Raw genomic sequence first — 13,643 nt, 5'->3', positions numbered from 1 at the left:
ACACCCCGGCTGGATGGCGCCTGCGCCGTCCAGCCCATCCCTTCAGGGATCGCGGCTGTATTCGTGCACGCGCATCGAACGACAAGAAACTACCTCACACAGCGACTTCGAAGGGTTCTACCTGGGACCCGGCCACGCTTGGCAGCCTTGCATCTCGACGCTGTACCGGATTGATGATTCTGAAGAATAGGAACACGCCAATGAACGTAGTCATGGTGCTCAACTACAAGGCACCCAACGAAACCATCAGTTGCGTGGAGAGCATCCTCAAGCAGTGTCCTTCCATCGACCACACGGTCGTGGTGGACAACGACTCCCAGGATGGCTCCATCGATGTCCTGCAGCGCTGGCAAGCCGACAATGGCCTGAGCCAGGTCACCGTTCTCGCCAGCCCGCGCAACGATGGCTATGCCGGTGGCAACAACTACGGAATGCGCTGGGCGCTGGACAACCTCCCGGTCAAGTATTTCTGGGTGGTGAACAACGACGCCTACGTCAAGGACGATGCCTTCGCCCCGCTGCTGGACGAACTGCAGCGTGCGCCCAGGAGCATCGTCGGCTCGGTGATCCTGAGCTCCCAGACCGGGCGGCTGGAATGCTATGGCGGCGGCATCCTCTATCCGCTGCTGGGCAAGTCCAAGCTGCTCGGCAAGGACATCGCCGTGACCGACATCGCCAAGCTGGAACGCGAGCCCGACTACATCATGGGCTGCAGCATGGCGTTCTGCGCGAGTCTGCTCACCGAGATCGGCTTCATGGACGAGGCGTACTTCATGTACTCCGAGGAAGTGGACTGGCAGCACCAGGCCAAGCGCAAGGGCGTGGTGCTCAAGGTCTGCAGCGAGAGCCACCTCTACCACTACGGTTCCATGAGTTCCGGCGGGCGCAGCGCCTTCTATCACTACTTCCGCAATCGTGCGGCGACGCGCTTCAACCGCAAGTTCCACGGTACCTCCTACGCGCTGGTATCCGCGGTACTGCTGTCGGGCATCACCGTGCTCAAGGAATTCAAGAATCCGAAACTGGCCTGGTCCGGTGTCAAGGGCGCCTTCAAGGGAGCGACGATGCATGTCTGACCTACGCACCCAAGCCTTCGGTATCGATTTCTTCACCGGTACCAAGGAAGAACTGCTCAGCGCCATCGACCAGGACATCCACCGGCCGTACAGCTACATCGTCACGCCGAACATCGACCACGTCGTACAGCTGCAGAGCAACGCGGACATGCGCGAGTCCTACCGGCGTGCCGGCAAGCGCATCTGCGACAGCCGCATCCTGCTGCCCATCCTCAGGTCGCTGGGCGTCGCGGTACCCGAGGTCATCACCGGTAGCGACCTGACCCTGAGTATCCTGCGCAAGGCCAACGACCAACGGCTGTCGGTGGTGCTGATCGGCGCCAGCGAAACCGACGTAGGCAAGCTGCGGCGGATGTACCCGCACATGCAGCTGGCGCACTACAACCCGCCGATGGGTTTCATCAACGATCCAGTGGAGACGCAGAAATGCGTCGACTTCGTGATGCAGAACCCTTCCGAGTTCATCCTCTACGCCGTGGGTGCACCGCGGCAGGAGAAGCTGGCGCGGCAGATCGACAGCAGCCAGCGCACCGGCGTGGGCCTGTGCATCGGGGCGTCCATCCTGTTCGCCGTGGGCACCGTGAAGCGGGCACCCCAATGGATGCAGAAGGCGAAGCTGGAGTGGCTGCACCGGATGTGCTCGGAGCCCAAGCGACTGGCCAAGCGCTATGTCCACGACGCCCTGAGCATCCTGCCTATCTATCTCAAGGAACGCAGCAGTCGACGTACCTGAGGTGCTGCCGCGCAGCACTCCAAGCAAGGAAGATGACCACCGGACGCCCTGTCCGGTGGTCCCGTCTGGATGGGTAGAGCCATGAGCATTCTTAGTAAAAGTACCGTTTCCTTCGTTCTCTTGATCCCGTTGCTGATCCTGCACCTGGACGTGTTCGGCGAAAGTCCGCACAACCCGGTCGGCATCCTCTATCTGAACGAGCTGTACCTGGCCATCTGCATGGCCTTCACCTTCTTCTACCTGCTGACCAGCATCGGTACCCAGCAGCGCGAGTTCAAGATCCTGATGACCTACGCCGTCTATTCGTCGGCGGTGTTCATCGGGCTGCCGGCGATCTTCTCCTTCCTGTTCTACGGGCAGCCGATCTTCTACGGCCTGATCGAAGAGCGCCGCATCCTGTTCGCCTTTGGCTTCGCCACCCTGATGTTCCTCGGGCGCAACATGAGCGCGTCCCAGTTCGAGAAGGCCCTGCTGATCACCGCCCTGGTGGCGGCGACCCTGGCCTGGATGTTCAAGTTCGGCGTCCTGCCGGATCTGCGCGACAAGCAGTCCTCCTTCGACCGCCCGGACCGTTCTTCCATCGGTGCGCCGGCGCTGTGCCTGGCCTATTTCTATTGCATCCAGACCTGGAACAAGGGCATCTCGCCCATCGACGGCTCGGCGCGCAGCAAGACCATCCACATCGTGTTGGCCATGGTGTTCCTGCTGACCCTGGTATTCGCCACCCAGACCCGACAGCTGATCGTGCTGGCGCTGGTGTTCACCGTGTTCTGCCTGAAGAGCAAGTCGATCGTCTGGATCTGCGTCTCCGCGCTGCTGCTGTCGCCCTTCTTCATCTTCCCGGACCTGATGAAGGTGTTGGGGCTGAACCTGGACTTCTATGCCCAGTCGGTGCAGGACGGTCCTACCGACGGCGTGCGCGAGCAGACCATCGGCTACATTTTCTCGCACCTGAGCCAGAACCACTGGCTGCCCAGCGGCTCGCTGTCGCTGATGTGGAACAACGGTTTCATCCCCTACTTCGGCGAGTACTTCTTCCTCTCCGACGTCGGCGTGTTCGGTACCCTGTTCCGCTTCGGCTTCCTGGCCTTCATCATCATCCCGGTGTCGCTGTTCCTCTACTATCGCTGGGCGAAGATGCTGCACCGCGATACCGGTTTCGTGGTGACCGCCACCCTGGCGCAACTGGTGATCTGGCCACTGGCCGGTTTCTTCGAGTACCTCCAGGCCACCATCTGCTACCTGCTGGTGATCCAGGCCATGCGCTCGCTGCACCACTACAGCTCTGCCCCGGTCCAGGAGACGTACGTCAGCAGCCCCTACCCGCGTCCGAGCAGCCCCTTGGCTCGCCCGGCCTGATCCCTCGCGCGACCCGCGCTCGCGTCAGCCGACACGCGCCGGGTTGCCCTCTGGAGTCTTCACCGCAACGATGTCGATGATCAAAAACAGCACCTGGAACATCCTGGGTGTCGTCATTCCCAGTGCCATCGCGCTGCCCACCATGGGCGTGCTGTCGCGGCTGCTCGGTGTCGAGCAGTTCGGCCTCTTCACCCTGGCCTTCGCCGTCGTCGGCTATGCGACGCTCTTCGATGCCGGCCTGTCGCGCGCGGTGATCCGCGCCGTGGCCATGCACCATGGCGACAAGGCGCTCAATCGCCTGGTGATGGGCACCGCCACCGGTGCGGTGATCGGCCTGAGCCTGCTGGCCACCCTGCTGCTCTGGTTCGGCGCGGGCAAGGTGGTGAGCCTGCTGCACGTCTCGCCCGAGCATTTCGACAACGCCGTGGCCGGCTTCCGCTGGCTGAGCCTGTGCGTGCCGCCCTTCCTGCTGGCGACGGTCTGGTTCGCCTACCTGGAAGGCAACGAGCGCTTCGGCGAATTCAACATCCTGCGTACCGTCTCCAACAGCCTGCTGGCCATCGCGCCGCTGATCGCCGTGCTGATCGAGCCGAGCTTTTCCGCCACCGTGATCGGCCTGGTGCTGGCGCGGGTCCTGTCCATGGCGCTAGCCTACTGGCCGCTGTACAAGGACTTCCCCGAGGGCATTCGTACCTTCAAGGTCGCGGTGTTCAAGGAGCTGCTCCGCTTCGGCAGCTGGATGACGGTGAGCAACATCATCAGCCCGCTGATGGTCTATTTCGACCGTTTCGTGCTGTCGCACATGGTCGGTGCCCAGCGCGTGTCCTTCTATACCGCGCCGGCCGAGGCGGTCTCGCGGATGTTGATCATCCCCAATGCCGTCGCCCGGGTGGTGTTCCCGCTGCTGAGCAAGAGTGGGGCGGACGCTGCGCGCCAGGCCAACAAGGCCTTCTGGGGCCTGTTGCTGATCAGCCTGGCGATGGTGCTGCCGATCCTGATCCTGGCCCCCTGGATCATGACGGTGTGGATGGGTCCGGAATACGGCGGCGATGCCGCGCAGATCCTGCGCATCCTGGTGGTGGGCTTCATCTTCAACGCCCTGGCGCAGATTCCCTTCGCCAAGATCCAGGCCCGCGGGCATTCGCGGACCACGGCGATGATCCACCTGGCCGAGCTGCTGCCCTACCTCGGCCTGCTGGTGATCTGCATCCAGCATTTCTCCATCATGGGCGCGGCCATCGCCTGGACGATCCGCGTCACGGTGGACTACCTGGCGCTGGAGTACTTCGCCCGCCGTACCGCGCCGCTGGCGCAGACCCCGGTTTATCAACAGAGCCCTTGAATGGTAGAGGTGCTGTCCGTGTCACGAGTGAAACGTCGTATCGGTTGTGGCCTGCTGGCCACCGCATTACTTTCCGCGGCGCTTTATGGAAAGGCTCAGGCAGAGCAGAAGCCCACCCGGGTGGATCTCGTCGGTATCAACATGTCGGCGGCCGGCTTCGCCGGCCAGGTGCTGCCAGGGGTGGAAGGGACCAACTACTTCTATCCCACCGAGGACTACTTCCGGCGCTACGCGGCCAAGGGCATCCGCTTCATCCGCTTCCCCTTCCTCTGGGAGCGGGTACAGCCGCAGCTCGGTGGCGAGCTGGACCAGGAGCAGATCGCCCTGCTCACCCGCACCCTGGACTTCGCCCAGAAGTACAAGATGCAGGTGATCCTGGACCTGCACAACTACGCCCGCTATCGCGGCCAGCTGATCGGCTCGCCGCAGGTGCCCTACGCCAGCTACGCCGATGTCTGGAAGCGTCTGGCGACTACCTTCCAGAAGCATCCGGCGCTGTACGGCTACGACATCATGAACGAGCCCCACGATACCCAGGGTCTCTGGCCCCAAGCCGCGCAGACGGCAGTGGACAGCATCCGCACCGTGGACAGGCAGACGCCGATCTTCGTCGAGGGTGACGGCTGGGCCGCAGCCCATCGCTGGCCCCAGGTGAACGGCAACCTGCTGATCAAGGATCCGGCGGACAACCTGATCTACGAAGCCCACATCTACTTCGACGAGGACTCCAGCGGCAACTACGCCACCGGCATGCGGGGCGCGCACCCCATGATCGGCGTGGAACGCGTGCGGCCCTTCGTCGAATGGCTGAAAGCGCACAATTTGCGCGGCTACCTTGGCGAATATGGGATACCTGCCCACCCGCAGTGGCTGGAAGCCATGGACAATCTGCTGACCTATCTGGGCGAGCAGTGCATTCCCAGCAGCTATTGGGCTGCAGGCCCCGGCTGGGGTGACTACCCGCTGGCCATCGAGCCGAAGAACGGCGCGGAGAAGCCGCAGGTGGCCCTGCTGGAAAAACACCTGCAGCAGCACGAATGCACCGCCATAGGCCCGCGTTAAGGAGATATGACAGTTTTCGAACGGCATCACCTTTTTCGGTGCGCGGCGCGCTGAACTCGATGGCTAAGGGCCAGTCTCAGACCAGCAGACTCAAGAGCTCGTACAACTACGCCAGAAGCCTCGAGTCATTTCGCGTCCAAGACATGCTCGCCGCATGGAACCCGGCCCGTCATCAGGGCCGCCCCGTCTTGCGAAGGAACCCCATGAACAACCGGCTCGTTGCATCTGCCTACCGTTTTATTCCTCTTGCTCACACTCAATCAGCAATCAAGGACGAATGACATGAAAACCAAATTTACCGCTCTGGCCTTGCTGTCCGGCATCGTCCTTCAGGGTTGCGCCTATTCCCCGGGCCAATACCTGGATCAGGATGATCTGAAGAGCGATCCCAGCATCCAGGGCACCAAGGTCCAGTTGATCCCGATCACCAGCTCGCTGCTGATGAGCCAGGATTCCGCGACCCTGTCCAAGGCTACCGACCTCAAGCCCCTGCTGGACTACAAGCCCCAGGCCTACCGCGTCGGTGCCAGCGACCTGCTCTACATCACCGTCTGGGATCACCCGGAACTGACCGCTCCGTCCGGGGCCCAGCAGCAGCTGGAAGCCAACGGCCGCCTGGTGCGTCCGGATGGCACCCTGTTCTATCCCTACGTCGGCACCGTGCGCGCCGCCGGCAAGACCCTGGAAGAGATCCGTACCGACATCTCCCGCCGCCTGGCCACCTTCATCGACAATCCCCAGGTCGACGTCAGCGTGCTGAAGTTCGGTAGCCAGAAGGTCACCATCTCCGGCGCCGTGAACAAGGGCGACGCCATCCCGCTGACCACCAAGCCCATCACCCTGGTGGAAGCCCTGGGCCAGGTCGGCGTGGCCAACACCGGCGGCGCCGACCTGACCGGCGTGACCCTGGTGCGCGACGGCAAGGAATACCGTCTGGACACCGACAGCCTGAACCGCAAGGATTCCAAGCTGTACGGCATCTACCTGAAGGACGGCGACAGCATCCACCTGCCCTACAACGATGCGCGCAAGGTCTATGTGGTCGGTGAAGTCCGCTCGCCCGCCGCGGTCAGCTACAAGATCACCAACCTGAACCTGATGGAGGCCCTGAGCCAGGCCGGTGGCATCCAGCAGGAAACCGCCAACGCCGATGCCGTCTACGTCATCCGCGGTCCGGAAGACCTGAAGGCACCGGGTGCCACCGCCCAGGTCTTCCACCTGGCGGCGAAGAACCCCACCGCCTACGTGCTGGCGCAGAACTTCCACCTGCAGCCGCAGGATGTGGTGTTCGTCGGCCCGGCCGGTATCACCCGCTGGAACCGCTTCGTCAGCCAACTGCTGGGCTCCACCAACATCCTCTCCACCAGCGCCAACCTGAACAGCAGCTTCAAGTAACAGCGCTCGCTCGCCGTCATGCCGGTCACGACCGTGCATGACGGCCATTCCTCCGACTTACCGCTTTACCTCCCTCTCTCCGCTCTTGCGTCTCCGTCCTGTCGTCCAGGCCCTGAAACTCCCCAGCCAGACGACTTCGCCGGTCGCCCAATACTTATTTCGATACCTATTGATCCTCCCATTGTTGCCGCTCGGCCTGGTGCCGACAGTTTTTCGTCACGTTTTTGCGTAATGTAGCTAACCTGATACCGAGACTAGGTTTACGGGTAAGGACAGGGTGTGGCGTCAGGCAAGGCAACAAGAACGAACGTCCGCCCCGGCTGGTGGCACAAGCTGACGGTCTGGCTATTTGGCTATCTGTCCTTCATGGGGACAGCCTTGGCCGCTCCGGCCAGCGTCGCCTTCTGGTACGCCGAAAAGCCGCCCATCGCCGAACTGGCCCAGTTCGACTGGGTGGTCCTCGAACCCGGACATGCCGATGCCGCCGCCGTGCGCAGCCTGCGCCAGGCCGGCGCCGAACCCTTCGCCTACCTGTCCATCGGCGAATTCGCCGGTGATGCGACCGCCTTGGCAAAGGCCGGTCTGAGCGACGGCGCCAGCCCGGTGGCCAACAAGGCCTGGGGCAGCCAGGTGATGGACCTGGCGTCGCCGGTGTGGCGCCGGCATCTGCTCGAGCGTGCCGCAGAGCTGGCCAAGGCCGGCTACACCGGCCTCTTCCTCGATACCCTCGACAGCTTCCAACTGGTGGCACAGGACCAGCGCGAAAGCCAGCGCCTGGCGCTCAAGAGCCTGCTCGCCGAGCTGCATCGCCGTCAGCCGTCGCTCAAGCTGTTCTTCAACCGCGGCTTCGAGGTACAGCCGGAGCTGCCGGGCGTGGCCGCGGCCATGGCAGTGGAATCCATCTATGCCGGCTGGGACGCCGGCAAGAAGAGCTACCGACCGGTCAGCGAGCAGGATCGCGAATGGCTGAAGCCGCGGATCGACGCCGCCCGTAGCGCCGGCATCCCGGTGATCGCCATCGAATACCTGCCGCCGGAGCGGCGGGAAGAGGCCGAGCGACTGGCCAAGCGATTGCGTGACGAGGGCTATGTGCCCTATATCACCACCCCGGACCTCAACACCCTGGGCATCAGTTCGGTGCACCTGCAGCCGCGACGGCTGGCCCTGCTCTACGACGGTCGCGAAGGTGCCCTGCGCCAGTCGGCGGTGCATCGTTTCCTGGGCAGCGTACTGGAGTACCAGGGCTATCGCCTGGACTACTTCGATGCGTCCAAACCCCTGCCCGACGCCTGGCCCAGCGCGCTCTACGCCGGCGTGGTGATGTGGATGACCAGTGGTGCACCACCCAATTCACGCGCCTTCGACGACTGGATCGGCCAGCGCCTGGACGAACGGACCCCCCTGCTGTTGCTCGGCGGCCTGCCGCTGGACAACGAAGCCCTGCTCAAACGCCTGGGGTTGAGCGTCAGCCGCCAGCCGCTGCCAGAAGGCCTGGCGCTCAAGGTGCACGACCAGGCGCTTGCCGGCAGCTTCGAGGCACCGGCCAAGCTGCGCACCCGTGGCATGCCCAGCGTACAGGTCCTGCCGGACGGTCCGGCGCCGGTGATTTCCCTGGAGGGTCAGGGTGCCCGCTACGTGCCCGTAGGCATGGCCAACTGGGGCGGCTTCGCCTTCAGTCCGCACCTGATGGAAGACGGCCCCGAGGCCAGTCGCTGGATCATCGATCCTTTCGCCTTCACCGCCCGGGCGCTGCACCTGCCGCCGCTGCCGGTGCCCGATCCGACCACCGAGAACGGTCGGCGCATCGCCACGGTGCACATCGATGGCGACGCCTTCGTCTCCAAGGCCGAGGTGCCTGGCGCACCCTATGCCGGCCAGATGGTGCTGGAGCATTTCATCCAGCCGCATCCCTTCCTGACCTCGGCCTCGATCATCGAAGGCGAGATCGGTCCCAAGGGCCGCTATCCCGAACTCACCGCCCAGCTCGAACCCATCGCCCGCCGCCTGTTCGCCGATCCCAAGGTGGAGGTGGCCACCCACACCTTCAGCCATCCGTTCTTCTGGCAGCCGGCGGTGTCCGCGCAGAGCGAGAACTTCGAAGCCCAGTACGGCTACATGATGCAGATTCCCGGCTACGACAAGGTGGACTACACCCGGGAGGTGGTCGGCTCGACACGCTACATCAACGAGCGGCTGACCACCCCGCAGAAGCCGGTGAAGCTGATCTTCTGGTCCGGTGACGCCCAGCCCGATGCCGCTACCCTCAAGCTCGCCTACGACAACGGCCTGCTCAACGTGAACGGCGGCAATTCCCACATCACCCGCTCGCAGCCCTCGGTGAGCGGACTCTACCCGTACATCCGGCCGACCCCGGGCGGCCTGCAGTACTACGCACCCATCATCAACGAGAACGTCTACACCAATCTCTGGCGTGGGCCCTACTACGGCTTCCGCGACCTGCTCTACACCTTCGAGCGCACCGAGCACCCGCGCCGGCTGCGCGGCCTGCACCTCTACTATCACTTCTATTCGGCCACCAAGCAGGCCTCGCTCAAGACCATGGACGAGATCTACCAGAGCATGGCCGCCGAACGGCCGCTGTCGCTGTGGATGAGCGACTACCTGGCGCGCCTGCACGGTTTCTATACCGCCAGCCTGGCGCAGCGGGCGGACGGCAGCTGGACGATCAAGGCCCTCGACGGCCTGCGCACCCTGCGCCTGGACCCACGCCTGGGCTGGCCGGACCTGCAGCGTTCGAAGGGTATCGCTGGCGTGCGCGACCTGCCCCAGGGGCGCTACGTCCACCTGGCCGGGGATCAGGCCCTGCTGGTGTTGCGCGACAGCCGCGACACCACGCCCGCCCTCGAAGAAGCCAATATCCCGCTGCTGCAGTGGGAGTACCTCTCGCCGACGCGCATCCGCTTCGCCTTCGCCGGTCAGTTTCCCCTGGAGATGACCGTCCGGGCAGCCTCGGCCTGCGAAGTGCGGGTCGGCCGTGAACGCTACAGGGGCCAGCCGGGAGCGGCAGGACTCTGGACGTTCAAACTTCCGCTGACACGGGTGAGTGACGGTGAGATCGTCTGCAGCTAAAAAAACCCGTCTGCTGAGTGGCTGGACCCTGCTGTGGATCACGCTCATCACCGCCCTGGTGCTGGTGCTGACCTTCCACGGCAAGGACGTCTTCATGCCCGGCGAAGAGCCGGCGGATCAGGTTTCCATCAGCTATGCCCAGGTGCTGCTCAAGGCGACGCCCGAGGACACGGCGCTGCGCATGAAGCTGATCGACCAATTGATCGCCCTGGGCCGGGTCGAGGAGGCACGGCACCAGCTGGAGCTGCTGCCGCGCGCCCTGGCGTCGACGCCCTTCTATGCCCTGGAACTGGACATCCTGCAGGCGGAGGCCCGCCCAGCGGGCCTGGCCGATGCCGATCGCGAACGCCTGGCGCAGCGCCTGAGTGCCCTGGACGTGGCGAGCCTGAGCACACCCCAGTTGCAGCGGGTGGCCGAGCGCGCCCTGCAGCTGGGCGACCCGGCCACCGCCGCACAGCGTTACGTCGAGCTGGCCCGGCGCGATCCGCCGCGCCGCCGGCAATGGCTGGAAGAGGCGGCGCGCTGGAGCCTGGCCGGGGGTCGGCAACAGGAGGCGGCGCGTCTCTATCTGCGCCTGGCCGACCTCAGCGGTTCGGCCGAGCAGCACCAGGGCTACCGGCACCAGGCCTTCGACGCCTGGCTGGCCGCCGGCAAGGGTGACGAGGCCGCGGCCCTGCTGGAGCAGGAACTGCCTCGCCTGCAACCCGACGCCGGTGGCCTGGCCTGGCTACAGGCCGGGGTCGCCGCGGCCCAGGGCAGTGGCCGCCTGGACCTGGCGCAACGGCTCATCGAGCAATGGCGGGCCTGGCAACCAGACGATCCGGCCGCCCTGGAAGCCGCCTATCGCCTGGCCCTGGCCCGGGGTGATACCCAGACCGCCTGGACCGAAGGCCAGCAACTGCTGGCCCTGCGCCCGGACGACGACGAGTTGCTGGCCCAAGTGGCGCAGCTCGGCGAATGGACCGAGCACGTCGACGAAGCCCTCGACCTCTGGCTGCGTCTGCTCGCCCGCCACGACGATCCCGCCCACCGCGACCATGCCTGGAAGCTGGCCGCCCGGGCGTTCCGTTTCGATGCCGTGGTGGAGCTGCTGGGCGGTGCCTCCCAGCAGCGCCAGCTGGACAAGATCGAACTGGATTCGCTCATCTTCGCCTACGAATCCCTGGGTGATCCCGCCGCCGAGGAGCGCTGGCTGCGCGGCTACCTCAAGCGTCAGCCAAAGCAGCGCCTGGCCTGGGAGCGGCTGCAGCAATTGCTGGCCCGCACCGAGCAGGGCGAGGCCACTGCCGAGGGCTGGGCCGCCTTCGGCAAGCGCTTCCCGCTGACCCTCGAAGAGTACCTGGCCTGGGCCAACGCCCTGTGGACGCTGTTCAAGCCGGAAGAAGCCTGGGCGGTGCTCGAACGGGTACCGGCCAAGCAGCGCCAGAGCGACGACTTCTGGCGCCTACGCGCGGAACTGGCCTGGGAGCTGGAGCGCGACAGCGATGCCCAGCTGGCCTTCGAGCGCCTGGCGAGCGGCAGCAAGGGGCTCAATGATGCGGACGAGGACCGGCTGCTGGAAATCTACCAGCGCACGGCGCCCCGCAAGGCCCTGGTACTGCTGGAAAAGAGCTGGGAAAAACGCAAGGACCAAGAGCGCCTGACCCAGGCCCTGCAGTGGGCCGAGCAACTCAAGGACGGTGCCGCCCTGGAGCGCCTGCTGGCCAGCGCCGCTCGCGAACCGGCCTCGGCCGACAATCCCGCGGTCTGGCTGGCCCGCGCCGGGCTCGACTTCCAACGCGGCCGCGTCAGTCAGGCGGAAGCCGGCTATCGCCAGGCCCTGGAGCGCTTCCCGGACGACGACAGATTCCGCGAGCGATTGCTGTGGCTGCTCATCGATCAGAATCGCCAGGTCGAGCTGGCCACCCTGCTGCGTGACTGGAAGGGTCGCGCCCGCGACAGCGACGTGCTCTGGCTACCCGTCGGCAGTGGTCTGGTGCTGCTGGGCCAAGCCGAGGAGGCACTCGCCTGGTATCGCCGCTACCTGGAGGCCCATCCCCAGGACTGGCTGGTGCAGGCCGCCTACGCCGATGCCCTGGACGCCGCCGGTCACCAGGACGCCGCGCTGCGCCTGCGCAAGGTGGTCACTCCGCATCTCGCGAGCGATGAGATGCCCGCCACGCCCGAGCGCTATGCCACCTACCTGCGCCTGCTGAGCAGTCTGCGCGGCCCACAGGCGGCACTGGCCCAGGCCCGTGCCTGGCAGGACGGTACCCCGAGCATGCTGCAGCTGTGGTTCGATCAGTGGCTCGATGCCCTCAGCCAGAACAACGACGATGGCCTCAAGGGCGAATGGCTGGCCTGGGCCAAGAGTCGTGGCCTGAAGATTCGCCAGTACGAGCAGTTGCAGGAGATCCTGCGCCGGCAGAATCGCGGCGAACTGGAAAAACTGCTGGCCGCGGGTGACCTGGACCCGGCGCAGCGGGTCGAGGTGCTGCAACGTCTCGGCCATGCCGGCGATGCCCAGGCGGCGGCGCTGGCGGCGGCCGGTGACGAGCCACCGGAGGTCATCCAGCGGCAGTTGCTGCGCCAGGCCACCGAGCAGGCCGAGCGCACCCCCAATGGCGTCCAGGCCGGTTGGGAGCGGCGCGACTATGGCGGCCTGGTCGAGCAGGGCACGGAAGTGCGCGCGGCGCGCCGCCTGAGCGACGATGTCTACGCCGATGTCCAGCTCAAGCAGAATCGTGTGGAGAGCAACGGCCTCAAGTCCGATGCCCTGGGCAACGAGCACCAGATGCTGCTCAAGGTGCTGAAGAACCTGGCCGACGGCGGTCTGGAAACCACCGTGGACGCCAGCCAGCGCAGCGACAGCAATCGCCTGGGCCTGGGCGTCGCCCGCACCTGGCGGATCGATGGCAACACCGAGATCGAGGCGGCCCTGGACTGGCACCGGCAACCGGACGAGAGCGGCTACCTGCGCGCCCTGGGGCGGCGTGACAGTGCGAGCCTGGCCGGGCGCCACAACCTCACACCGCGTGACCAACTGAGCTGGCGGGTCGCCCACAACCGCTATTCCAGCCGCGACGGCGACGACCTGGGCAGCGGTTTCGCCTTCAACCTGGAACTGAGCCACCTGATCTTCTTCGAAGGCCCGACCTGGCAGGTGCGCAGCGGCGTGACCTACCAGCAGAACCAGGCACGCAGCACCCTGCCCGACAGCGTCACCCGCTACCTGCAGCCACTGGTCGGCAGTGGCGAGAACGGCGAGATCACCGCCGCGGACCTGCAAGCCCTGGGTGGTACCCAGCTGCTGCAGGACCGCTACGGCCAGCTCTACGTCGGCAGCAGCTGGCGCCGCGGCATTCCCGGCTCGCTCAACCGTACCCGGCCCCAGTACACCTGGCTGGTGGATACCCTGGTCGGCTGGCAGTGGACCGAACGCGAATTCAACTACGGTTTGAATGTCGGCCTGGGCATGGCAGTGCTCGGCGACGACGAACTGGCGTTCACCGCCGGCTACCAGTCCGCCCCCCAGGGCAGCGGCGGTCAGGCCGGCAGCACCCTGGGCATTCAATACAGCAACAGAATCGGTCGCTAGGCCGCTTCA

At 65.3% G+C, this 13,643-nt stretch carries 8 protein-coding genes; all 8 read left to right on the top strand.

From position 1 onward, the window contains the following. Positions 1 to 200: 200 nt before the first annotated feature. Positions 201 to 1,076, top strand: a complete 876-nt coding sequence (locus tag RND78_RS16310) for a glycosyltransferase family 2 protein (RefSeq protein WP_059230462.1) — start codon at positions 201 to 203, stop codon at positions 1,074 to 1,076. After that, on the top strand, positions 1,069 to 1,809 hold the full coding sequence (locus RND78_RS16305; protein ID WP_312730272.1) for a WecB/TagA/CpsF family glycosyltransferase: 741 nt from the start codon (positions 1,069 to 1,071) through the stop codon (positions 1,807 to 1,809). The genes RND78_RS16310 and RND78_RS16305 overlap by 8 nt, the downstream gene beginning before the upstream one ends. Before the next feature lie 81 nt (positions 1,810 to 1,890). Next, the gene (locus RND78_RS16300) at positions 1,891 to 3,168 is read left to right on the top strand and encodes a hypothetical protein (RefSeq protein ID WP_312730271.1); all 1,278 of its coding nucleotides are present in this window, start codon (positions 1,891 to 1,893) and stop codon (positions 3,166 to 3,168) included. 70 nt (positions 3,169 to 3,238) lie between these two features. Then, complete coding sequence (locus RND78_RS16295; RefSeq protein WP_312730269.1) at positions 3,239 to 4,510, top strand: flippase; 1,272 nt, start codon at positions 3,239 to 3,241, stop codon at positions 4,508 to 4,510. 27 nt (positions 4,511 to 4,537) lie between these two features. Continuing rightward, complete coding sequence (locus RND78_RS16290; RefSeq protein WP_312730513.1) at positions 4,538 to 5,572, top strand: glycoside hydrolase family 5 protein; 1,035 nt, start codon at positions 4,538 to 4,540, stop codon at positions 5,570 to 5,572. Positions 5,573 to 5,854: 282 nt separating this feature from the next. Beyond that, positions 5,855 to 6,967 (top strand): polysaccharide biosynthesis/export family protein, encoded by a 1,113-nt coding sequence (locus RND78_RS16285; RefSeq protein ID WP_059230458.1) that lies wholly within the window; start codon positions 5,855 to 5,857, stop codon positions 6,965 to 6,967. Positions 6,968 to 7,333: 366 nt separating this feature from the next. Beyond that, positions 7,334 to 10,057, top strand: a complete 2,724-nt coding sequence (locus tag RND78_RS16280; protein ID WP_312730512.1) for a bifunctional glycoside hydrolase 114/ polysaccharide deacetylase family protein — start codon at positions 7,334 to 7,336, stop codon at positions 10,055 to 10,057. Next, positions 10,038 to 13,634 carry a tetratricopeptide repeat protein gene (locus RND78_RS16275; RefSeq protein ID WP_312730262.1) on the top strand — a complete coding sequence of 1,199 codons (3,597 nt, stop codon included), beginning with the start codon at positions 10,038 to 10,040 and terminating at the stop codon, positions 13,632 to 13,634. Before RND78_RS16280 ends, RND78_RS16275 begins: the two co-directional genes overlap by 20 nt. Positions 13,635 to 13,643 lie beyond the last annotated feature (9 nt).

The sequence above is a fragment of the Pseudomonas oryzihabitans genome (assembly GCF_032027545.1).
In the GTDB taxonomy this organism is placed as follows: domain Bacteria; phylum Pseudomonadota; class Gammaproteobacteria; order Pseudomonadales; family Pseudomonadaceae; genus Chryseomonas; species Chryseomonas oryzihabitans_F.
The sequence above is the reverse complement of the archived record's forward strand: the minus strand, read 5'-3'. Positions and strand labels throughout refer to the sequence as shown.